We start from the raw sequence: 23,154 nt of genomic DNA, 5'->3' as shown, positions 1-23,154 counted from the left end.
TTCAAATATCGGAAGGAGATTTATCAGATGAAGAAAAAAATAACTGTCATATTAAGTTTGGTTGGGATACTTGGCACAACAGCTGCAGTCGGGGCTGAGGATTTCGTAGAAAAGGTTACAGGTTACTTACAAAAGGACGTAAAGATTGTAGTGAACGGACAAGACAGCAAGCTAACGCCTGTCTATATTGATGGCAAAGCATACCTGCCCGTACGTGACGCTGCGACTCAACTTGGGTACACGGTAAATTACGATGAAGCGAACAAAGAGATCGAGCTGGACGAAGCAGAAGTTGCTGACCTCATGCGTGCAACCGGATCAATCGTAAGCGTACAGACGAAGGATGACGGCAATACCCGCATCGAGCTGCTCGGCAGCACATGGGTCATCTTAAACGTAGATAAATCGACTGTCATCAAGAGTCTTGACGGCAAAACACTAACAGCAGCTGATCTGAAAGCCGGCACTGAAATTGACGCTGGATTCGGACCTGCTATGGCGATGAGCTATCCGGGCCAAGCGCATGCTGTAAACATCAACGTTCACGCGGACCGCTTAGTTAAAGAAGATACAATCAAAGAAGTGAAACATACCGATGATGGCTGGCAAGTTCAATTAGACAATTTGGTACTTAACGGCGGTAAAGAAACTCGCGTCATGACGTCGCAAGGTGAATCCGTGAAATGGGAAGACCTGAAAGCAGGCACGAAAGTGACAGCTTACTACGGTCCAATTGAGACGAAAAGCCTGCCTCCACAAAGTCCTGTGTTCCTTCTCGTTGTTCAATCACCTGTAATCGGTACGCCGAAAATGTCCCCAGAGGCAGCACAGGAATACCGTAACTTGGCATGGGCGCAAGTGAAAGAGCAAGCATCCCATATTACGACGAAGCAAGATGAAGCAATCGTTCAAATCGTTTCTTCTAACGAAGTAGGCGTATTGCCTTCCACAGACGAGCAGAAGAAATTGCTAGCAGACGTTCAAGCTGCGAAAGGCAATGTCCTGACCGTTACTTACAATACAGACCAAGATGAGTTGCTTGGACCGTTGACCGTTGTGTTCGATTTCAACACCAAAGCTTTTATCGGCTTCAATATTAGAAAATAAACAATTACTAAAAAACCATGAACTTCAACCTAGGTTGGATTTCATGGCTTTTTCATATGATTTTTGGCAGTCCTTCAAGGATGAGGGAACGAGGATACTCTATTTGCGGCAAAATAGGTGAAATCGTCATCTAAGAGGAACTACAGTATCTTATTTCTTAGAAAAACGTCATAACTCACGAAAATTGACTCCATAGTGCCTTTACGTTCCCCTTGGGTCTCATTTCATCCGATTTCAGCCAAATAAGGCATCTACGATCCCTTTCGAGTCCGTTTCAGCAAATTAGCAGCAAATTAGGATGAATAATCCCTTATATTTGGAAAATATTAATTTTGGATTTCAGTTGATCCGCCTGGCATCGCAACATTTCCGAAGATGCAGATAGTTCCTCCATCACTGCCATTTGTTCTTGTACAGACAATGAGACATGTTTCGTCTCTTTTGAAATCTGAGTTGCAATCTCCGCCACTTCGTTCGTTTTGATTAAGGCACTTCCAATCTTCTGTATCTGATCCGTTACACAACCTACAATGTTTTCAATCGTTTGTGCTGTTTCCAAGACGGCCCTATTGATTTGATTCAGTGCCTTCTTTCCTTCCTCACCCTTGCCAACTTCACGGCTTGCGAGTTGTTCTTGAGCGGTTATTTTCTCAACAACTCCTGCTACATCCAATTCAATTCGTGTGGTTAACTGGTTGATATCCTTCACTGCCTTGGCGCTTTGCTCAGCCAGTTTGCGAATCTCCCCAGCCACGACCATGAAACCTGCCCCATGCTCTCCAGCTCTTGCTGCTTCAATGGAAGCATTTAAGGCAAGCAAGTGCGTTTGCTCGGCAATATCACCAACTACTCGCGTTATATGTCCAATTTCCTTTGCATTATCGTGTAACTGCCTGACGACGGCAATGGATTCCAGATTGGAATTAGCCAAATTCAGTAGACCTTGCACGAGAGAACGCACAATAACCTCGCTCTCCCGAATGGTTTTCAACGTTTCTCGCGAAATGGTCTGCGAATCGCCTGCTTTGGTCCCGATTTCGTCCGCAGCTTGTTTAATTTGCACGACCGCCGTTAACGTTCCTTGTGTAGATGTTGCTTGCTCCGACGCACCGTTCGATATCATTTCTACAGCGCCGGCAGTGAGTTCGATCTGTTGTGCTGCCTGCTCCATACCATTCCGTAATACGCCTGCATGGCTGTCCGTAAACGAAACACTCGCCGATATATCCGTAATCATTTGCCGCAAATTCCCAATCATTTTCTCAAAAGATACACTAAGCAAGCGAATTTCGTCATTCGAATGATAAAATGGAATATCCACTTGTAAGTTGCCGGTAGCAGCTTCGTTTGCAGCATCCGTCAATCGGAGAAGTGGTTTTGTAAACCAGGTGGCGCCAAACCATCCCAATAAACCTGTCCAAAAAATGCCGAGCAGCATAATAATAGAGAGATATAGCCAATCGGCCATACTAGGAGCAATTATATCTTTCAAATAGAAAATAAATAGTGCGCTGCAGCCATATGTGACGATCGATAGCATAACAATACCAATTACAATTTTTTTAACTAAACTCAGCTTCATGAATGAGCACCTTCGTCTTCGTCTTCGTAGCCCACTATCTTCTCAATTACCATCGTAACTTTGCCCGCTTTGTTCATAAGGGTTGTTTTGACATCACCTATCTTGCAGTCCCCACAAATCCAACTATTGCCTAGCTTTCTTGATCCATTCGTCTTACCGCATTGTTCGCAAGTGATCATTTATCTTCAACTCCTTATCCTATATGTCAAATGTACTCCTTTTTCCACATGTTCTCTGTGACATAAATCACAGACCTATCCTAGAACCAGGAAAAAGCGAAAAAAGGCAGCCCGAAACCATTCATCGAGACTGCCCTTTATATAGATTAACCATTCTTAATTTTTCTAAGTCTTCATTTTCCTCTGCCGATATTCCGTAGGTGTGAATCCCATATGACGCTTAAACATTTTGGAGAAATGAACATAATCCGGAAAGCCAACAGCAGCACTTACTTCATAAACTTTATTAGCCGATTCAAAGAGCAGTTCTGCCGCTTTATCCATTCTAAGTCTGATCAAATATTGGCTGAACGGAACACCGAGCTCTGTTTTGAACATATAACTAAAATTCGGCGGCTTCACCTCAAGCTCCTGAGCAATTTTCGTTAACGTCAGATCAGGGTCACCGAAATGCTTTTCCACATAGGCTATTGCCGATTGAATGACTTTGCCATATCCCCAATTCCTTATACCTCTAATCATTTTCATGGAATCATATAAATAGGCCGTGAATGTAGCAAGAGTGATCTTGTCTGTACCTCGTGCGAACGGTAACTCTTTTCCTGCAATCGATCGAAATTCGTCCTCTAGTAATGCGATATAACCTGTAAGCTTTCTCTCCATATCATAGGTAGAGAGACTGTACGCCATAAGCTCATGCTGCAAAAAGTTCAGCTCTTTCTCTACTTCCAGCTCACGGAGATTCCATAGATGATTAGCCAGTTGCTTTGCACTCGTTTTGAACGACCATAACTGTTCTTTGCTATCATGAACAATGCGCGCTTTCTCCAGCTGTATCTTCTCCCGCAAGGCATTTAACGTCGGCAGCAAGTTATCTTCGTTGACTGGTTTCAATAAGTAGTCGGCTGCACCAGCGCGCATTGCTTGCTGTGCGTATTCAAACTCCCCATAACCGGAAACTACGATGACCGAAGAGGCGATGCCCTCCTGCCTAAGGGCCGACATAAAGGTCAATCCGTCCATCAGCGGCATACGAATATCCGTAATAATGATGTCCGGCAAATGCTGCCTTGCCAATTCCATAGCCTGCAGCCCATCCTCGGCTTCCCCCACTACCTTGATGCCCTCTGCTTCTGACTCCAAGAGAGCAACTAGCCCCATTCTGACTATAGGTTCATCTTCAGCAACAACGACTGTCAGCATACAGATTGCTCCTTCCGATAAGGCATTCTAATCTCAACAACCGTTCCGCTGCTTGCTGAACTCACAATGGAAAGCCCGTACGGTTCGCCAAACTCAAGTCTCAGCCTACTGTGGACATTCCACATGCCAATTCCTCCGAATGGCGCACTCTCCTGCAGCATTTGTTCCTCCGTCATAAAGGAGAAAGCATGGTTATACGTCTCCACGAGCTCCGGCGGCATCCCCTTGCCTCTGTCAATAATCAGAAGTTTGACCCCAGAATCATCGAAACTGGCTCGGAGACCAATATACTCGGGCTTTATCAAATAATTCTCGTAGCCGTGAATAAAAGCATTCTCAACAATCGGCTGCACAGTGAGCCGCAGCGTATGAATATCCTTCAACCGGTCAAAGTCTAAATCAACGTCAACTTCCAGACTCTGATAGCGTTCCTTCTGGATGTGAATATAGTTGAACATATGCTGGATTTCTTCAGCAAGCGAAACGGTGTCCTCCGGATTGTCGATGCTGTAGCGGAATAGATCCGACAACCAGACCGTCATTTGACTTATCGGTTTCACCTTAGCGATAATGCCATAGGCATTGATAACCCCCAGTGTATTATATAGAAAATGGGGATTGATTCTCGCCTGCAGCATCTGCAGCTTGGATTCCCGTTGATGAATAGCCATTTCTTTTTCCTTCAGATGAGAAATATGAATCATGTCGATCAACCGATTTAAATCCTCCAACATCAGATTAAAGCCTCTATTTAAACTTCCGATTTCATCCTTGCGCAGCGGAGCACGTATGCTCAAGTCTCCCATCTCCACCTTTTTCATCAAATTCATTAAGTGTGAGAGGGCACGTGTGATAGACAGGGAGAAACTTAGAATCGTTACAAAGGCAAGCGCAATGAGCAGTAAAACAAATCCAAGTGTGAGATTTCGAAAATAGATCAGATCTTCCATCAATTCGCGCAGCGGAACTTCCGACACAATTGTTAGGCCCGTCGATGCTGAGCGATTGTACGCAACAATTGTCTTTCCCGCTCCTGATCCATTCGTAAAGTAAGGGGAGTTCATGTCTTTGAAACGGCTCTTATAAAGCTCAGGCAGCAGCTGCTGCCTCCTATCCGAATCCGGGTGATACAGATACCGGTCATCCGTGTTCACAATGGAGATGATCCCCGTTTTGCCAAGCTGAGCTTGGTTAATGATGTTGGTCGTTCGGTTCAAGGATAAATCAATGATCAGATATCCCGCCGTTACATATGTGACATTATCTATGATTCTTCGAAAGACCGTAATAACCTCGGTTCCATCCACCGTTTTGCTGATGCCCAGAATTCGGAAATTGTCTTTGTTGTTCTCAGATAATTCTTTACGGTACATGGCTACTCGATCTGAAAAAGCGATATTGCTATAATAAGGACCTTTCAGTGAAATAATGGACAGTCCATAAATATCGTCTCGATTATATACCGTATTGGGTATAAGGTCTGCTTGGATTCGGGAGCTTAAATCATAATAATCATATTGTTGACTAGGGTTTATTTTAACAAATTGTTGTACGAGAGGTTGGGTAAGTAGAGGGAGTGTCGCCTTCTTGATATCTGAAAAATAGACATCAAGATTGTAGTTCATTTGACGCATAAGCTGCTGACTGTTATTGATGGCATTATCCTCGATGGTTTCCATGGAGCGATCATACCAGAACTTACCGAGGACTAAAAAAGGCACACAGAAGAAGCCGAAAAAGAGCAGAACCAGCTTTAACTTGATCGTCATCGTCTTGATTCGCATCATACATTCCCCTTTTTCTTCTTCCCTCTGTGCTTCTGAGATGTTTGTATCATCTTAGCCTATTTATCGTCATCAGGGAACCCTCTTCTATTCCTTAAGCGAACCCAGCATAGCACCTTTCACAAAGTGCTTCTGAAGGAGGGGATATACGATTAGAATCGGCAAGGTAGCAACCAACACGATGCCCGCCTTCATCATTTCCGGCGTAAACTGCGTGCTTAGCTGGAAATCGCTCATTCCGGTATTGGCACCATTGTCTACAATGAGGTTACGCAGAAGAACCTGTAGCGGATACAACTCCCGCGAACGAATGTAGATGGTAGCGGAGAAATAGGAATTCCATTGGCTGACGGTATGAAATAAGGTGATAGTAGCCAGGACCGGCATAGATAGCGGCAATACGATGCGGCTGTAAATGCGCGCTTCCCCGCAGCCGTCCATTTTTGCCGCTTCAAACAACTCCCCGGGAACGCCTTGGAAAAAGGTCCGAATAATGAGAACGTAGAAGGCGCTCATCGCCCCGGGAATAATAAGTGACCATAGCGAATTAATCATGCCCAGCTGCTTGACTAATAAGTAACTGGGGATCAAGGGTACAGGAAAAACAAACGTAACGACAATAAGTTTCATAATGATTTTCCGCCCTGGCATCATAGGCCTTGTGAGCGTGTAAGCCAGGAGCGAGCAAAGGAGCAGCGTCACGAGCGTTCCGACGACTGTGATATAAATACTTACTCCCATCGCCTGCCAAATGTCATCTAGTGCGAATATAGATGCATAAACATTAAGCTGCATGCCTTTAGGCCAGAGCCCTACCAATTTGGCATTCGCGTATTCGGGCAGGCTAAGCGACACGGCCAGCAAATGAATGATCGGTGCGATCATGCTCAAACTGGCTGCAACCAAAACAATGACATTTACAGTTGAAAACCATTGAAAGGAACGAGCGGTTCTCAGATCAATCCCCTCCTAATAAACACTTTCTCCTGTTGTTTTTTTGCTCAGTGCATTCACGAAAGTCAACAGAATGAAACCGATGACCGATTTAAACAAACCGATGGCGGTGGAATAACTGTACTGACTGTCTAACAAGCCAACTCTATAAATAAATGTGTCGAAGACCTCACCGACATCTCGCACAAGCGGGTTGAGGAACATGAGCATTTGCTCAATATTGGCATCCAGCAAATTGCCTACTCGAAGAAGCAACAGAACAATGATGGCCGGCATCAACGATGGCAGCGTAATCGACCATATTTGACGCAATCGGCTTGCACCATCCACGGTAGCGGCTTCATATAGACTAGGATTGATTCCGGCTAGTGCAGCCAAATAGATGATGGTCCCCCAGCCGATCTCTTTCCAAATGCTGATGGAGATAATCGTCCCAAGAAACGTTGTCGAATTTCCCAAGAAATCAAAGGGACCGAGACCGATGTTAGACAAAAGTTGGTTCATAAAGCCTTTAGTCTCAAGAAGATTGGAAAAGATACCGCCTACAATGACCCAGGAAAGGAAATGCGGCAAATATAACATCGTCTGAAGCGGACGTTTCAACCACATTACCCGCAATTCATTCAGCAGCAAGGCCAGTACCAATGGTGCCGGGAAACCAAATATAAGGGAGTAAAGCCCTAACTTTAATGAGTTGCGCATAATAATCCAGAAATCATCATAGCGAAACAGCGTAAGAAAATGATCCAAACCAACCCATTTACTATGCAAGAAACCTTGAAATAAGTTGTAATTCTGAAAGGCGATGATGTTGCCAAACAGAGGAATATACTTGAATGTAAAAAAGTAAGCTAAACCGGGGATGGCCATAAGAATAAGCACCCAGGATTCCTTGAGACGGATCTGTGCAAACAGGGCGTTCTCCCCCTTATCTTAATATTCATCGCTAAGAAATTCAGTGGATCGGGCAGCACGAGTTCAAGTCGTACCCTGACCCGACCCACGTTTAGCTTCAGTCCATTTATTTACTATTAAATTTGTTATACCAATCTGTCGCTTCTTTAATGGAAGCATCTCCGCCGCGCTTTTTCCATTCAACAACAAAATTGTCGAACGCGGAATCTAGCGGTTCTTTTCCCGTAAGCACTTTAGCGAACATGTCCAGGAATAGTGTGCCTTGAGCAGCTCCGATATTTAATTCTGGATGGCTCGCAAGCGATTCCAGGCGAGGCATATATTTCGCTTCGTTCGGAATTAAACTTCCTTTTGACGTAGCATATCCCTTTGCAATTTTTTCGGATTCTGGGAGTGCCTTAAGCACTAGCGGAGCTGCAAATCCGATCTCGCGAGGGTTAAGCGAAACCTGATACATCTGGAAGGCATTCTTCTCTACGTTGACCGGTTGATTAATATCGTATTTGATTTGTCCGTTTTCTTCCGTATAATTTTGGCCTTTGATGCCATATGCGAAGAATTGATCAGCATCCGGAGAGCTGTAAGCCCACTCCAGGTATTTGATGATGTTCTCCGGATTTTTGGCCTTGGCCGGGATCACCCATACGTAATAAATCTCATCGGATTGCAGCGCCATTCCTTTATCACCGCGAGGGCCTTGCGGAGGGGCAATCATGCTGACAGACGCGCTTGGTTGGTTAAGAAACGTTTTCTGGGCGTTATCCTTGCCATAACCGGCTAAGTATTGATAAACAGCAGCACCCCAAACCCCAACTTCCCCTTTGGCAATGGAAGCATTCTGCTCATCTTCTTTTTTCACGAACAAATTGGGATTGATATACCCTTTATCGTATAGCTGCTTATAGAAAGCGATTGCTTCCTTCATTCTAGGATCGATGATATCCGGCGTGAGCTGTCCGTTCTTGAGACTCCATTTGTTCGTATGAACACCGAAGGCAGGGGTGAAAATATCCGTCCAAATAATATTGTTGAACATCCCTAAGCCATACTCATCATTCGGATCGCCATTCCCGTTCATATCTTCTTTCTTAACCGCTTCGAAGAAGGCTAAGTACTCCTCGAGTGTCTTAGGAGCGTCCATCTTGAGCTTATCCAGCCAATCCTGGCGAATGAAGATGGAACGGTCCGCCGGTACGCCACGGGTAACAGGTATCCCGTAAATTTTACCGTCCTTGGAAATTCGCGGACTTTTCCAGAATTCTGCGGGTATTTTCTTTTTCAGGGTAGGCGCGTATTTATCAATGAGGGGACCAAGTTCGAGAAATACACCTTGATCGACGGCACCGCTGTGGATGGTGGATACGATGCTGTCCGTCCGGATCATATCAGCAAGATCGCCGGATGCAAAGCGAAGCGACAGCTGCTGGGCATAATCGCTATGTCCCAAGAAATCATACTTCACATTGAAACCGGATAACCGGTTCAGTTCCTTCTTATAGATATCGTCTTCTTTGGCTTGCTTGGCATAGGCGAATTCAGAATGGGACAGCAGAATATGAATAGGATCGGCAGCGGACGTTTTTGTTGTGGAAGTCGCTGTCGATTCATTGGCAGAATTGCCGCATCCAGCTATCATGACCACCGACATCAAAGCGCCAACTAGCGTGACAGCGCTCCGCTTGCGGAAGAAACGGGAGTTACTCGTAAGTGCTTTCAACTGAAGCAGCCCCTCTCAAATTTTCTTTCTTTATTATCATAGGCCCATGATAGATTTCATTATATGAGCATTTACAATAATTTCACATGTGTTTTCAGTCAAAATTATGTATTTATACAAAATACATCATTCTTTCACAGCACCAAAAAAACGGCCCCAATCCAATGAAAGGAAGGGTGCGAATCCGCTTCTATCATTTTCGCTTCGAGCTATTTATTAGGTTAAACATATAAACGCTTCTATTTGAAAAAAGGACATGTCTCCTTTACAAACAAGGAGACACATCCTTTTATATCTTCATTGGAACTATCAACGTTACAGTAGTCCCTTCTCCAACGACAGAGTCAATCGTGACTTTGCCGCCAATACTCTTTGCTCGCTCTTCCATACTAAACAGGCCCACACCTTTGGCACTGCTGTTTCTGGCAAAGCCTTGACCTCTATCCGCTATTCCAACCACGACAAAGCCATCCGTTTCTTTCACGACAACACTTGCCTCTGACACGCCCGCATATTTAGCAATATTCGTAAGCGCTTCTTGTATGACACGATATATAGTGGTTTCCTCTAGGGCGCCAAGTCGTCTGCGCAAATGGCTATTCAACTCTACCCGTATGCCATGGTGATCCGTAAAATTTTCTATATAGGTACGGATAGCAGGTATGACGCCTAAATCATCCAAAACGGAAGGACGGATTTGCCAAGCCAGACTTCGTACCTCTTCGATGATTCCAGTTACATGTTGCCGAAGTCGCGTTAGTTCCGTCTGATCTGTTTCCCCTTCTCCAATAAGTCGATCCATCTGGATCAACAACGAGAATAAGCTTTGTCCAATCCCATCATGCAGCTCGCGGGAAAACTTTCTTCGTTCTTCCTCTTGAATTTGCATCACCTGTGACATCATCAGCTGAAGCTCTTCTTCCACCCGTTTAAGTTGCGTGACTTCATTTCTAATCGCCAAATATTGATGGATCTCGCCTTGGTTATCCACAAAGGGCACGATCGTTGTGTCTACCCAATAATAGGTGCCGTCTTTGGCTTTGTTTTTCATCTCGCCACGCCATACGTGCCCCGAGGAAATCGTTCGCCATAAGTCGGCCATAAAGTCTTTTCCATGATGACCGGAATTAATAATTCGATGGTCTAGACCGAGAAGCTCACTTCGCGCATACTTAGAAATTTCGCAAAATTTATCATTCACATATTGAATTTTTCCTTTATGGTCCGTAACCGCTACGATGGAGGATTCATCGAGAGCAAATTTAACATTGGATAATTGTTTAAGCGACTGTCTTAAATCCTGTTGAAACAACGAGTCCGTGATATGTTCATCAAGGCGACTTAACAATTCAGTTACATTTTCGCCGATGACTTCCGGGTATTCCCGGTTCAAATCCTTACTCAAAGTTCAACAATCCTTTCTTCGCCGCATATTTCACTAACTCCGGTCTTGTCTTTAGGCCTAGCTTCTCCATGACGTTGCTTTTATGTGATTCCACGGTTTTAACGCTAATAATCAATTGTTCTGCGATTTCCTTATTGGAGAATCCTTTGGCGATTAAAGCCAGAACTTCCCGTTCACGTTCCGAAAGTGATCCGAAAGTGTCGACATTCTCGCCTTGCTTCAACTGTTCGATATATTCATTCATAAGCCGCTTCGTCGCCGTTGGGTAGAGATAGGCATTTCCCGCTGCAACGGAGCGGATGGCTGTCAATAACTCCTCATGCGGTGCACTTTTTAAAATGTATCCAGAAGCGCCAACGTGAATGGCTCTAAATAAGTATTCATCATCGTCATGCATCGTTAATATCAGAATAGCCAAGTCGGGCATTAATCGCCGCAGTTCCGCCGTCGCAGTTAGCCCATCCATGCCAGCTGGCATGTTCAGGTCCATCAAGACCACATCCGGCTTCAGCAATTGAGCTGCCCCAATCCCCTCTTCACCGTCAGCTGCTTCCCCGATGACTTCCATATTATGCTTACCATGGAGCAGCATCATTAAGCCGGATCTAACTACAGCATGATCGTCCACTACAAGAATTCTCAGCGTACTCCCCCCTTTTACCCCCATCATAACAAAATATATGTGTTCCTGTAAGGGTGACCTCACGCAGGTCGTAAGTCAATTATCCGACTTACTCCACAGCCGCCTCAACCTCGGAAAGATACGACACCAATGTGTCGATATTCTCTTGAACCGCTAGCAACTCGCCGTGTTCAAATCTGGTTTGTTCTCTTTTACCGATGAAGAGCAATCCCTTGATCTGAGAGCTAGCATTAGGAACGAGCGGAAAGACAGCCGCAGCCTGCAACTGCTCGGCAAGCATAAGCGGACAATGGAGTCTTTCTTGATGGTGCTGAGGATAGGTATCATCGAGCTTAACACATCTGCCTAAACGCAGCGCAGAACCAGCTAATCCCTGACCTTTTTTGATTACCATTTGTTGATAACGATGATTACTGTTGCCGATGACATATTGCCAACGGATTCGCGCCGCATGCTCATGAAGAGGCGCAATTGCCACGAAATCGCATGACGTCAAGCTTCGCAATCGTTCTAACTCTCTTAACAAAGTTGCATCGTCTATCGCCATTTGGGCCACCTCCGTTTTGACGCAGCAGTGCACAATTTCCATGCTTATCATTGTAAATGTTTGTTTCCGTCTTGTAAGTCAGGGAAAACCCTGATTTCCCTATCAGGATTTCCTTACTAAATCGCTAGGGGAATCCTGATTCCTGCTGTGATTTTCCTCACAGAAGATAGGGATTATTTCCTTCAAAGATCAGGTGAACCCCCGATAACCAACATGAACCAAAGACGTTATGATAGAGATAATAACGAACGTCGAGGAGTTGGTCCCTATGGTTTTGAAGGATGCAAGAACACCTACAGGCATCATGAATTTCTTTTCTGAGGAAAATTTCGATAGACTGCAAAGCATCATGTATCGGAGACACGCAGCAAAGGGAGATTTCTTATTCAGAGAGGGCGATCTCGCAGATCGCTTGTATTACGTTATTCACGGCGGCGTGCGGATTACCAAGCTATCTGAAAATGGCAAAAGCTTCATTCTGTATCTTCATCAAACGGGTGATTTATTCGGTCAGATCGATCCGTTTCAGAACTCTTTGCAGAGTTTCAGCGCCGAAGTGACCGAGGATTGTGAATTTGGTGTCATTCAGCGTAAAGATCTCGAGGTCCTGTTATGGCAGCATGGAGACCTCGCTATTGAATTTATGAAATGGATGGGGCTTATGCACCGTATGACAGAAACGAAATTTCGCGATTTAATGATGTACGGCAAGCCCGGAGCGCTATGTTCATTATTAATACGGTTAAGTAATTCGTATGGTGTACCCGAGGGTGAACATATCCACATTAACTATAAAATAAACAATTCCGAAATGGCTGATATGATCGGCGCAACACGGGAAAGCGTTAATCGCATGTTAAGTGAGATGAAAAAGGAAAATGCCGTAGAGTTTGATCATGGGCAAATTGTCATTAAGAATGTGACGTACCTCCGCGATATCTGCCACTGCGAGAATTGCCCCGTAGAAATTTGCCGCATGTAAGTCCACTCAGTTACTACAATCCTCTTTTTATGAAAAAAAGGATTCTAAATCTGTCAGCACTTTCTCAGCTAAAGGAAAAACAAGCTGTTCCTCCATGGTCAAATGGTCGTTTAATATGAGGCATGCCTGCACGAGATGGCCTGCTGCTTCGGCTAATTGCTTTTGGGCTGCGGCAGGTCTTACTTCCTTACTCATTTCTTGAAAGGATTGGATAAAGGACATACCCAGTTCATGATCTTTTTCAAGTACCCAAAAAGAAGGGAGAATAGAGGGCACGGATTCACGATGAAAGTAGCCTGACAGGAACGGAAATAAGTCATGCTCTTCCCATTCCGAATGTCGCTCCAGCATCTTCACAAATAAAGAAGTCTGTTTTCTGAGATCTTGAACCAACGCTATTCCCCTTACGGGGTCATCCACAAGAATGACTTCCTTCGCCCCCGCTTCTATTACCCTCAGTCTGTTCCTCAATTCTTCATGCTCTGCCACTAACCGATCTGTCGCATATTCAAGCTCCACTGGATTTGAAGATGCGATCCCTGATATAGGCATTGTGGAATTAATCGCCATACAAATCCCCTCCTTTGCTCCTCGAGATGGTCTCCCCCCTATTCCCTACCAAGTAACAAACCCTTTCGAACCGGGAGCTGGATTCACGATCATATCCATCAGCGGAATCGTGTACGCAAACAAGATTAAAAGAATCGATACCGTGATCCATATCCGCCAACGATCCAAATAGGCTGGTGTTGCCTCAGCTGATTCCATCGCTTCGGCAATCGGATACTCCGTTTCCCCTTTTGGCGCACACAGCAGGGCTATGACATTATAAATCATCAGCAGAACACCGATAAATAATACCGTTCCACCAATCGCCATGAACACATAATACGGCACCCAGCCCGCTGCTGCTGCACTTCCTTCATAGTCCGTGAACGCGGTCCGCCTTGGTGCGCCGAACAATCCGACTAGATGCATAGCACCTGACATGAGGAACATGCCCACACACCAGATGATCGTTTGAATGATCCCTAATGTATGCATACGGGTCGTTAACACACGCCCAGTAACAGCTGGGAGTAACCAATACGTAATCCCGAAGAACGTAAGTGCCACACTTGTCGCCACCGTCAGGTGAAAATGCCCGGTTACCCATAGTGTGTTGTGTACAACCGCGTTCATTTGATTACTGGCATTAATTAATCCGCCTGCACCAGCAGGTATGAAAATGAGCATGCCCATAAAAGGTGCGAAGAATCGCACATCCTTCCAAGGCAGCTTTTTCACCCAGCCAAATAACCCTTTTGCCCCAAGCGCACGACCATTCAGTTCAAAGGTTGCAAATAAAGAGAATGCCGTCATCAGCGATGGAACAACCACCATAAAGGTCAGGATGACCTGCAAGTATTTCCAAAAAGAGCTGATGCCTGGCTCCATTAATTGATGGTGAAAGCCTACCGGAATCGAGAATAGTAATAAGAGAATGAAGGAAAGTCGCGCGAGTGCGTCGCTGTAAATTTTGCCTCCGATGATTTTGGGAATGATGACATACCAGCACATATACGCCGGCATTAGCCAGAAATAGACCAACGGATGACCGAAGTACCAGAACAACGTGCGGCTAAGCATCACATTAATCGTTTCTATCCAACCGAAAGACCAGGGAATTAACTGAATCAATACCTCTGCCGCAACCCCGATGGTGGCAATTTGCCACATCAGAAAAGTCACGACAGACATAAAAGCAAATAGCGGCGACAGCTTGCCTTCATGCGTTCTTTTCCAATATTTATATTGATAGAAAATACCCCAACCACTAATCCAGCTCCCTACCACAAGCAAGGCTAATCCGATATAAAAGTAGGGGGATGCTTTCATTGGCGCATAGAACGTATATAGAACGCTCGCCTTCCCCGTTAACACCATCGCAACACCAAGTGCGGTCCCCGCAGTCATGAGGGCAAATCCAGCCCACCCCATACGATGAACCACCGGAAGCAGTTTGCCCCCAAGGGTATAGGAGACGCCAGAATAAATAAAGCCGATGATAAAATACGTTGTAAACACGATGGCCATCAACACCCCGTGAGCTGTCAGCAGCTCGTAATAGCCGATGTTATAGGGTAATTTAATCGTCCCGCTTTTCACCATGGTCTGCAGAAGTCCTGCAATACCGCCGATGAGCAGCGCGATGAATGCCACAAGGACATGAGCGACAACCAGTTTGCCATCTTTAAGATCAAATTTAGGAGCCAACTTCTCGCTATGTTCACGTATCACGCTGTCTTCCACCTTTCTGTACACCTAGACTACTTCACAATAATCGTTGTTTTCATATACTCGTGTGCACCGCCGCAATATTCATTGCACAGAATCAGATACTCACCTGGCTTCGTAAACGTGTGACTGACATGACTAACTTCACCCGGAACAATCATCATGTTCACGTTCGTACCCGGGATAGCAAAGCCATGTACCACATCTTGACTTGTCACGACAAAGTTGATCGTTGCACCTAATGGAATCTCCATCTTGTCTGGTGCATACCCGAACGTAAATGCCGTCATGACCGCCTCATAGACATTGTTGCCGATTGGATGGAGCCCTGGCTTATCGAAAGGCGCAGTTTCTGTCACCTTGGCAGGATCAATCTGATGATGATGCGCACTTGGCGGCTTGGCTCCTATGGCAAATGCGGAAACCCCTAGCACGCCTAGAAATACAAACAACATGACGATCCCAATGGTTAGCCAGATTTTTTCGAGTTTATGGATATGCATATGCGAGTCCCCTTTACTGTCTAGATATAAATAGAAGAAATACCGCGACCCAACTGATCACTAAGAAGAGTCCTACTAACAACACCGAGGCGAACGTACCCAGCAAGGAAGGCTCTGGTTTATGATCTGTTCCGTCAGATACTTGTGCATGCTTGTGATGACTATCCATACCAATCACCCCCTACTATGTAAACGTCTTGCACTTATTTTAAGAAAATCAACTTGCGTTTACAGTGACTTTTATCACGATTGGCAATCAGAATCATGAATAATTCGTTACTTCCACTGCGTATCTAAGTGCTTCATGATCTGGTAGTCCTCCGGGGTCTTCATCTGAGACACAAACCTCAAGTCAATCCCATTTTCAAGCAAAAAATGATCCCCTAACTCACTCCAAAAAACATGGTTCAGCAGTGCGGAAACCGAGGTTTGCCCTTGTTGTAAGAGACGTCCGATGTGCGGCGCGCAAGCGCGATCATAAATGCCGTGCAAGGGATGCACGCTACCTGCTACCAAGGGGACAACGGATTCAAATCCATCTCGTTTTCTTTGCCATAACAATTGAGCAGCTGAGCTGGATATGAAGGGCATATCGCACCCGACGACCCAGACGGAAGCATGTTTAGCTAGGGATAATGCGGCATGCATGCCGCCAAGGGACCCCTGTCCCCTGAAAAAATCCGTAATAATTCGGACCGAACGGTCTACCTTGTTTAGATAGGGCTTAGGATCATTGGTTACAACAATCAATTCATCACATATGTCACTCATACAATCTAGCTGCCGGACAATGAGCGGCTTCCCTCCAAATGGCAGCAATGCCTTCAGTTCTCCGTTCATTCGACGGTTTGCTCCACCAGCTAAAATAACTCCTGAAAGCATACCCATCACTTCTCCTTTTTCTACATCCTGTACCTGTCACTCTAGCCCAAAAAAGATGATCTGTAAGTGAAAAATGTCACACGCCATACACAACAAAAAAACCTATTTTCCTCTCAACGACAGAGAAAAGAATAGGTTTATCAAAATTTTACATGGGAGGCAGACCTCATCTGAGTTTCGTTTTTAAATGGCATACCTCTAAAAGCTTATCAAACCATCTGTGCAGGTAAGGAAGAATCATATGATCCACACCAAATTTTCCTGCATTCGCCCCAGCTGCTATAATAATGAACCCGAGGAGCACTAACCATGGATTCGAGCTAACCGTACCAGCAAACATATACATGAAGTTCATCAATAAGCCGAAGAAAATCGCTGCCGTTGTCAAAGCACCAAGCAGTAACCCCACACCAACCAAGAGCTCACCCCAAGGAACCAGCACGTTAAACCATCCTACATGCGGAAGCGCGACATTTTTCAAGAAAGCCACATAATTGGCATAAACCAGATCCGTCGTACCACTTTCTAGAACTGGTTTTGCAATGGCTCCTTTCAGATAACCTGCAGCGTCGAAGGCTTTATCACCTGTGATTTTGTGCCATCCAGCTATCATCCATTCCCAACCAACATACAAACGAATGATTGTCAAAAGTATTGCAGCGTAATTATTTTCCCTTACCCATTTCATCATTTCAACCAACTCCTTCGTCCTTTATGATTTCATTATAGATCGAAGGAAATCGCGTGTATGTGAGATAAGTCACTCTGAACACATAACTTTATAATAAATACTCAACTAAATTCGCGCCTGCGAGGTAAGGCAAACCATAGCCCGTCGAGCCAAGCTAGCTCCTGTTCTGTTAACTTATCCATGTCAGCAGCACGCAGGCTCGCGTCCAATTGCTCCGCGCGACTCGCACCTATGATAGCGGAAGTGATTCCTGGTTGCTGTGTAACCCATCGCACAGCCGTCGTTGCTGGATCAAAGTTACGTTCTTGGCACCAGGCCTGGTACTTTTCCACTGCGCTAAACTGTGCCTCTTGCCAATACCGTTCCTGATACAAAGAACCCGCATTGTTTCCGAGTCCAAAACGAGAGCCCTCTTCCACACTTGCATTATTCCTGTAGCGGCCCGTCAACATGCCACCCGCAAGTGGGTTGTAACTGATAATGCCAAGCCCCTCATCAAGGGCCATTGGAACCAAGTCTTCCTCAATCATTCGAAACAAAAGATTGTAGCGAGGCTGAATGCTCGCTAGACGTACATAATTTTTTCTGTCAGCAATTCCGTTAGCTTTCGCCACTTGCCAAGCTCGCCAATTGGATACACCTACGTAGCGAACTTTGCCTTGCGTGGTGAGATCGTCGAACGCACGTAAAATTTCATCCATAGGTACGCTAGGGTCAAATTGATGAGCTTGATAGAGGTCAAGATAGTCTGTTTTTAGGCGACGGAGGCTCTCTTCGACGGCTGTTATAATATGCTTCCTGCTCAACCCACGATCATTCGCACCAGGCCCCATCGCACCGAAACACTTCGACGCTAACACCACTTTGTCTCGTTTATGCTCTAGCCATTCCCCAATAATCGACTCGGTTGCACCAGCGATATCATAAGAAGCCCTCCCAATGGGATACACATCTGCCGTATCAATAAAACTCACTCCAGCGTCGAACGCCTTATCAAGTATTTCGAACGAGGTTTTTTTGTCTGCCTGATTGCCAAATGTCATCGTGCCCAGACAGAGATTCGTTACTTTTAATCCTGAATTTCCTAAAGATCGAATTTCCACAATAAGCACCGCTTTCCCACGTTATAGTTATTTTTCGATCGAGAAAACTTCTTTTGCAACCGTCAGGGCGGACATTGCCTTCGGCCAACCTGCATAGAAAGCAAGGTGAGTCATAACTTCGATTAGTTCTTCTTCTGTAAGACCGTTTTGTTTCGCTAAGTTTAAATGATTTTTCAATTGTTGCGAATTTCCACCAGTAATTAAACTAGATATTGTTATTAAACTGCGATCTCGCGGCGAAAGCTCTTCACGCTTCCATATATCTCCGAATAAAACATCATCGGTTAATTCAACAATCTTTGGTGCAAAATCTCCGAAGTTTTTCTGTGCAACCGTTAATTCTTTTGTAGAATCTGACATGAATTCCCCTGCTTCCACTTGTGATCTCAACCATGCTTAATTTAATTATGCAATGAATCAAAAAGAAACCGATATCCTGATCATCTTAAATGTTTGCCTATTTCTCTCACTCGAAAGAATACTTATACATTTACTTGCTCCGTATTAACGGGTTCTTGGTCGTAGGTTTCCTTCAATCGCTTCATGTCTGCTTTGGGAGGATAACCAAACATGCGAGCATATTCGCGGCTAAATTGAGATGCACTTTCGTAACCTACCCGGTAGGCAACCTCAGAAGCATCCACCAATTCTGTTAATAATAGACGCCTGGCTTCCTGCAATCGGATCTGTTTTTGAAATTGAAGTGGGCTCATTGCAGTAATTTCTTTAAAGTGTCTATGTAACGAGGAAATACTCATATTCGCTATTTCGGCAAGTTCTTCAATTCGTAAGGGGTTGTCATAGTTGTTCATGACTTGTTCAATAGCAACTTTGATTTGATGGGTTGAGCTTCCTTCCATGACAAGCTGCTCTAGAATCATCCCATTCCGACCTTGCAGCACCCGATACAGAATTTCCTTCGTAAATAGTGGAGCAAGTACCGGAATATCTTTCGGACTATCCAGCAAACGAGCCAACCTAATGACCGAATCTAACAAAGATGATTCGATTTGGCTGACAAACATAGCTCGCTTCGGAGTTTGTTTGGGATCAACACGAAATTCAGTATCATGTAGAAGCTCTAAGATTTGACTCGGTGTAAATTCAAGTTTGAAACCCAAGTATGGAACATCGGGAGTGGCATCAGTGACTTGTGCGGTAACGGGTAAATGAACGGATGCAACAAGGTAATCAGCAGGACTGTACCTAAACCGTTCCTGGGCCAGCCAAACTTCCTTCTCTCCTTGAACTACCATACAAAAAGATGGCTTGTAAACACCATGGGTTTGTCCAGCTGCATGCGAGACACGCATGAAAAATAAGGAAGGAATAGCCGTGGGGTGAACACCGTCCTTTTGTGCAAAGTGCTCTATGATTTTGGCGAGTTCCTTCTGCTGGTTAGTGATGGTTTCAGACATTACATTCTCCTTGTCCCTATTTTTATAATTTGATTATAATCCATAATTGTCTGTAACATAAGTCGTTGTGAGAGGATTAGGCAAACATTTGGCATGAATGGGATAACGGTTTCTTTGTCATCTGGTGCATAATAAGTAAGAAAATATGGGAAATACGACATCACTTAAAATGGAGGAATATATATGCACAAAGTAATTTTGAACAATGGTGTTGAGATGCCAATACTCGGTTTTGGTGTATTTCAGATGACAGATCAAAGTGAATGTGAACAAAGCGTTTATGACGCTATTATGGCGGGCTATCGACTGATTGATACAGCCGCCTCTTATCTTAATGAAGCAGCAGTTGGCAATGCGATCAAGCGGAGTGGCGTGGCAAGAGAAGAATTATTCATTACTACGAAGCTTTGGGTTCAAGATGCTGGTTATGAGCGCACACTTCAAGCATTTAAGAATTCACTGGAAAGATTGCAATTGGATTATTTGGATTTGTATTTAATTCATCAGCCATTCGGTGATGTGCATGGTTCTTGGCGCGCTATGGAGGAATTGTATCGTGAAGGAAAAGTCCGCGCTATTGGCGTTAGTAACTTCCATGAGGATCGTCTCATTGATTTGATCCTTCATAATGAAATCGTTCCTGCTGTAAATCAGGTTGAAACGCATCCCTTCCACCAACAAATTGACAATGCAACATTCATGCAAGAACATAATGTTCAGATCGAATCCTGGGCGCCTTTTGCTGAAAAGAAAAATAACTTATTCCAGAATGAGCTTTTGGTATCCATAGCTGAAAAGCATAAGAAATCCGTTGCTCAAGTGGTTCTACGTTGGTTAACACAAAGAGAAGTCGTTGTAATTCCCAAATCTGTTCGTAAAGAAAGAATCATCGAAAACTTTAGCATTTTTGATTTTGAATTAAGCCACGAGGACATGGCGTCGATAACTACGTTAGATACGAAACAAAGCCTATTCTTTTCACATCGCGATCCTGAAATGGTGAAATGGATCGGCAACCGTAAACTTGATATTTAAGATGTGATAATTTCAAAAGATCATCGACAGGTTCTGTTTACGGCAAAAGAGCGGGGAATAGTAAAGGGCTGCCATCCGGCAGCCCTTTAGATCTGTAACTACTGAAACCTAGATTATTTTCGACTACCTGATACTTCGAAAGGTTCTATGTGAATATGCACATACGATATGTTATGAAGTTCATGCATTCTATTTTCAATATGCTCGGTAATATCATGGCTTTCACTTACGTTAAGCTCATGATCTACACCAATGGTCACATCGACCAGTTTATTGTTACCATGGATACGGGCTTTGATATCAATGACCTTCTCCACCCCAGGGACGGCACGAATCGTTTGTTTAATAGTTTGAAGTTCAGCATCATCAAACCCATCCGTAAGGGCATGCGTAGAATCTCGGAAAATATCCCACGCTGTTTTACAAATAATACCCCCAACTAGTAAAGCCGTTAATGTGTCAATCCAAGGTAAACCAAATTGTGAACCAACGATACCAACAAAGGCACCCATACTGACAAAGGCATCCGATCGATTATCTTGTGCTGCTGCCATCATCGCTTTACTGTTTATTCTCCTTGCAAGACGAACATTATATACATATACAAAGTACATAACCATCGCGCAAAAAACAGCCGTCCATGCGGCAACCATATCGGGAGACTCGATATTCGGAGTCCGAAACTTAATGAATGCTTGATAGAGAACTTGAATTCCTACCGCAAACATAATAAAAGAAGCGATTAAAGCCGCTACCGTTTCTGCCCGATAGTGACCGTATCGGTGGTCTTTATCCGGTGGTTTTCGGGATATTTTTAACCCTACTAGAACTGCAATTGAAGCGATAATGTCTGTAGCGTTATTTAAACCATCCGCGGAAAGCGCCTCGGAATTTGTTATGTAACCTATGGTTAATTTTAAGGCCGATAAGCATATATAAGCAATTATACTTAACCAAGCACCCTTTTCACCTTGCTTGATGTCATCATATAAATTTTCTATTGTTTCCACCCCGCTATCCATGTCGAACACAATCATACTCGACACTACACGTGTGGGTCTAGAGAAACAGTGTTGTCCACGTCCTTAATAGTAGGTTCCCATCAACTAATTTGCATCAGGTGAAAAGTATAGGCATGATTCAAGTTTTCTACTTTAAAAATCTTAGTTAAAAACCCGTTTGAACGCTTCCCCTTAACCATGCCCTTCCGCATCTCGATTCAGAGAAAACGTCTGAATTTGCTGTAAAATCAAATCGCACGCGCTGATTAACATGATCATATACGTGCAAAAAGCCAGCAAACGCAAGGGTTTGCTGGCTACTGCATGAAAGAATCAAAAAAAAGCCTTCTACGAAGGCTTCATTATTCGCAACTTATCAAAAGGGTACTCTATCTAGGTGAACTCATTCATGAAAGGAACTGGGGATCAAGGATTTGAACCTTGGCATGACGGAGTCAAAGTCCGTTGCCTTACCGCTTGGCTAATCCCCAATGTAAGAGATGGAGGCTGATGGATTCGAACCACCGAACTCGAAGAGAGCAGATTTACAGTCTGCCGTGTTTAGCCACTTCACTAAGCCTCCACGTTAAAAAGCTTTACCAAGCCCCGAAAAAGTAATCCGTGTTGCTACAAAAGCTTCACTCCACTTTTTTGAGTACTATGGTGCCGTCGAGAGGACTTGAACCCCCAACCTACTGATTACAAGTCAGTTGCTCTACCAGTTGAGCTACAACGGCTTATTTGATTTAGCAATGGCGGAGAGAGAGGGATTCGAACCCTCGCACCACTTACGCAGTCTAACCCCTTAGCAGAGGGTCCCCTTATAGCCACTTGGGTATCTCTCCATATTAATAAGTAGCGGCAGAGGGGCTCGAACCCCCGACCTTACGGGTATGAACCGTACGCTCTAGCCAGCTGAGCTACGCCGCCAAATTATATAAATCATATTCATTCGAGTGCTCTACCAAAGAAATATGGTGGGCCCTAGTGGACTCGAACCACCGACCTCACCCTTATCAGGGGTGCGCTCTAACCAGCTGAGCTAAGGGCCCCTATTCAATTAATTCATCGATAGGCGGCAAAAAAAATACCCACTAGGGGTATTCTGCTTGGCAACGTTCTACTCTCCCAGAACCCTGCGGTTCAAGTACCATCGACGCTGGAAGGCTTAACGGTCGTGTTCGAGATGGGAACGCGTGGATCCCTTCCGCCATCATCACCAAACA

Annotated in this window: 23 protein-coding genes, 6 tRNA genes and 1 rRNA gene; 3 read left to right on the top strand and 27 right to left on the bottom strand. The window is 44.6% G+C overall.

Going from position 1 to position 23,154, the window contains the following annotated elements:
* The first annotated feature begins 27 nt into the window (after nt 1-27).
* Nucleotides 28-1,107, top strand: coding sequence for a stalk domain-containing protein (locus tag HQN88_RS29225; protein WP_173119113.1), 1,080 nt, complete (start codon nt 28-30; stop codon nt 1,105-1,107).
* Between the two features lie 310 nt (nt 1,108-1,417).
* Here the strand turns inward: HQN88_RS29225 and HQN88_RS29220 are convergent, their stop codons facing one another.
* The 10 genes from HQN88_RS29220 to HQN88_RS29175 all read right to left on the bottom strand — a co-directional run bounded on the left by HQN88_RS29220 (nt 1,418) and on the right by HQN88_RS29175 (nt 12,036).
* Complete coding sequence (locus HQN88_RS29220) at nt 1,418-2,689, bottom strand: methyl-accepting chemotaxis protein (RefSeq protein WP_173119112.1); 1,272 nt, start codon at nt 2,687-2,689, stop codon at nt 1,418-1,420.
* On the bottom strand, nt 2,686-2,868 hold the full coding sequence (locus tag HQN88_RS29215) for a hypothetical protein (protein ID WP_173119111.1): 183 nt from the start codon (nt 2,866-2,868) through the stop codon (nt 2,686-2,688). The genes HQN88_RS29220 and HQN88_RS29215 overlap by 4 nt, the downstream gene beginning before the upstream one ends.
* Before the next feature lie 165 nt (nt 2,869-3,033).
* Entirely contained in the window at nt 3,034-4,071 is a 1,038-nt protein-coding gene (locus HQN88_RS29210; RefSeq protein WP_173119110.1) for a response regulator transcription factor, read from the bottom strand.
* Complete coding sequence (locus tag HQN88_RS29205; RefSeq protein WP_173119109.1) at nt 4,065-5,858, bottom strand: sensor histidine kinase; 1,794 nt, start codon at nt 5,856-5,858, stop codon at nt 4,065-4,067. Before HQN88_RS29205 ends, HQN88_RS29210 begins: the two co-directional genes overlap by 7 nt.
* 84 nt (nt 5,859-5,942) lie before the next feature.
* Entirely contained in the window at nt 5,943-6,740 is a 798-nt protein-coding gene (locus tag HQN88_RS29200) for a carbohydrate ABC transporter permease (RefSeq protein WP_173119197.1), read from the bottom strand.
* A gap of 84 nt (nt 6,741-6,824) precedes the next feature.
* Nucleotides 6,825-7,679 carry an ABC transporter permease gene (locus HQN88_RS29195; protein ID WP_173119108.1) on the bottom strand — a complete coding sequence of 285 codons (855 nt, stop codon included), beginning with the start codon at nt 7,677-7,679 and terminating at the stop codon, nt 6,825-6,827.
* 151 nt (nt 7,680-7,830) lie between these two features.
* Nucleotides 7,831-9,441, bottom strand: a complete 1,611-nt coding sequence (locus tag HQN88_RS29190) for an extracellular solute-binding protein (protein WP_173119107.1) — start codon at nt 9,439-9,441, stop codon at nt 7,831-7,833.
* Nucleotides 9,442-9,730: 289 nt separating this feature from the next.
* Entirely contained in the window at nt 9,731-10,846 is a 1,116-nt protein-coding gene (locus HQN88_RS29185; protein WP_173119106.1) for a PAS domain-containing sensor histidine kinase, read from the bottom strand.
* Nucleotides 10,839-11,516 (bottom strand): response regulator, encoded by a 678-nt coding sequence (locus HQN88_RS29180; protein ID WP_274319101.1) that lies wholly within the window; start codon nt 11,514-11,516, stop codon nt 10,839-10,841. The genes HQN88_RS29185 and HQN88_RS29180 overlap by 8 nt, the downstream gene beginning before the upstream one ends.
* A gap of 61 nt (nt 11,517-11,577) precedes the next feature.
* Complete coding sequence (locus HQN88_RS29175; RefSeq protein WP_173119105.1) at nt 11,578-12,036, bottom strand: GAF domain-containing protein; 459 nt, start codon at nt 12,034-12,036, stop codon at nt 11,578-11,580.
* Between the two features lie 268 nt (nt 12,037-12,304).
* On the opposite strand from HQN88_RS29175, the gene HQN88_RS29170 reads away from it, so the two are divergent.
* A complete protein-coding gene (locus HQN88_RS29170; protein ID WP_173119104.1) occupies nt 12,305-13,018 on the top strand; it encodes a Crp/Fnr family transcriptional regulator in 714 nt (237 codons plus the stop codon).
* A 27-nt stretch (nt 13,019-13,045) separates the two neighbouring features.
* Here the strand turns inward: HQN88_RS29170 and HQN88_RS29165 are convergent, their stop codons facing one another.
* The 9 genes from HQN88_RS29165 to HQN88_RS29125 all read right to left on the bottom strand — a co-directional run bounded on the left by HQN88_RS29165 (nt 13,046) and on the right by HQN88_RS29125 (nt 19,892).
* The gene (locus HQN88_RS29165; RefSeq protein WP_173119103.1) at nt 13,046-13,588 is read right to left on the bottom strand and encodes a hemerythrin domain-containing protein; all 543 of its coding nucleotides are present in this window, start codon (nt 13,586-13,588) and stop codon (nt 13,046-13,048) included.
* A 45-nt stretch (nt 13,589-13,633) separates the two neighbouring features.
* Nucleotides 13,634-15,298 (bottom strand): cbb3-type cytochrome c oxidase subunit I, encoded by a 1,665-nt coding sequence (locus HQN88_RS29160; RefSeq protein WP_274319103.1) that lies wholly within the window; start codon nt 15,296-15,298, stop codon nt 13,634-13,636.
* A gap of 29 nt (nt 15,299-15,327) precedes the next feature.
* Entirely contained in the window at nt 15,328-15,798 is a 471-nt protein-coding gene (locus HQN88_RS29155) for a cytochrome c oxidase subunit II (RefSeq protein ID WP_173119102.1), read from the bottom strand.
* Nucleotides 15,799-15,811: 13 nt separating this feature from the next.
* Entirely contained in the window at nt 15,812-15,967 is a 156-nt protein-coding gene (locus HQN88_RS29150; RefSeq protein WP_173119101.1) for a cytochrome c oxidase subunit 2A, read from the bottom strand.
* Between the two features lie 107 nt (nt 15,968-16,074).
* Nucleotides 16,075-16,680, bottom strand: a complete 606-nt coding sequence (mobA, locus tag HQN88_RS29145; protein ID WP_173119100.1) for a molybdenum cofactor guanylyltransferase — start codon at nt 16,678-16,680, stop codon at nt 16,075-16,077.
* A 166-nt stretch (nt 16,681-16,846) separates the two neighbouring features.
* A complete protein-coding gene (locus tag HQN88_RS29140; protein ID WP_173119099.1) occupies nt 16,847-17,371 on the bottom strand; it encodes a DoxX family membrane protein in 525 nt (174 codons plus the stop codon).
* Nucleotides 17,372-17,472: 101 nt separating this feature from the next.
* Nucleotides 17,473-18,474: an aldo/keto reductase gene (locus HQN88_RS29135; protein WP_173119098.1), complete on the bottom strand. Its 1,002-nt coding sequence runs from the start codon at nt 18,472-18,474 to the stop codon at nt 17,473-17,475.
* Nucleotides 18,475-18,501: 27 nt separating this feature from the next.
* Complete coding sequence (locus HQN88_RS29130) at nt 18,502-18,834, bottom strand: carboxymuconolactone decarboxylase family protein (protein ID WP_173119097.1); 333 nt, start codon at nt 18,832-18,834, stop codon at nt 18,502-18,504.
* Nucleotides 18,835-18,956: 122 nt separating this feature from the next.
* A complete protein-coding gene (locus HQN88_RS29125) occupies nt 18,957-19,892 on the bottom strand; it encodes an AraC family transcriptional regulator (RefSeq protein WP_173119096.1) in 936 nt (311 codons plus the stop codon).
* A 183-nt stretch (nt 19,893-20,075) separates the two neighbouring features.
* Here HQN88_RS29125 and HQN88_RS29120 point away from each other — a divergent pair, with 183 nt between their 5' ends.
* Nucleotides 20,076-20,927: an aldo/keto reductase gene (locus HQN88_RS29120; RefSeq protein ID WP_173119095.1), complete on the top strand. Its 852-nt coding sequence runs from the start codon at nt 20,076-20,078 to the stop codon at nt 20,925-20,927.
* A gap of 113 nt (nt 20,928-21,040) precedes the next feature.
* Here HQN88_RS29120 and HQN88_RS29115 read toward each other — a convergent pair whose 3' ends face one another.
* From HQN88_RS29115 to rrf, 8 genes are all read right to left on the bottom strand, one after another.
* Entirely contained in the window at nt 21,041-21,928 is an 888-nt protein-coding gene (locus HQN88_RS29115; RefSeq protein WP_274319107.1) for a cation diffusion facilitator family transporter, read from the bottom strand.
* Between the two features lie 419 nt (nt 21,929-22,347).
* Nucleotides 22,348-22,419, bottom strand: a tRNA-Gln gene (locus tag HQN88_RS29110).
* A 10-nt stretch (nt 22,420-22,429) separates the two neighbouring features.
* Nucleotides 22,430-22,511, bottom strand: a tRNA-Tyr gene (locus HQN88_RS29105).
* A gap of 78 nt (nt 22,512-22,589) precedes the next feature.
* Nucleotides 22,590-22,665 (bottom strand) — tRNA-Thr (locus HQN88_RS29100).
* A 16-nt stretch (nt 22,666-22,681) separates the two neighbouring features.
* A tRNA-Ser gene (locus HQN88_RS29095) sits at nt 22,682-22,773 on the bottom strand.
* Nucleotides 22,774-22,784: 11 nt separating this feature from the next.
* Nucleotides 22,785-22,858 (bottom strand) — tRNA-Met (locus HQN88_RS29090).
* A gap of 45 nt (nt 22,859-22,903) precedes the next feature.
* Nucleotides 22,904-22,980: transfer RNA gene (locus tag HQN88_RS29085), tRNA-Ile, on the bottom strand.
* A 55-nt stretch (nt 22,981-23,035) separates the two neighbouring features.
* Nucleotides 23,036-23,152: ribosomal RNA gene (gene rrf, locus HQN88_RS29080) — 5S ribosomal RNA — on the bottom strand.
* Between the last annotated feature and the right edge of the window lie 2 nt (nt 23,153-23,154).

The organism is Paenibacillus qinlingensis (assembly GCF_013204845.1).
Classification (GTDB): domain Bacteria; phylum Bacillota; class Bacilli; order Paenibacillales; family NBRC-103111; genus Paenibacillus_E; species Paenibacillus_E qinlingensis.
Note: the sequence above shows the minus strand (reverse complement) of the source record. Positions and strands in the feature narration are given on the sequence as shown.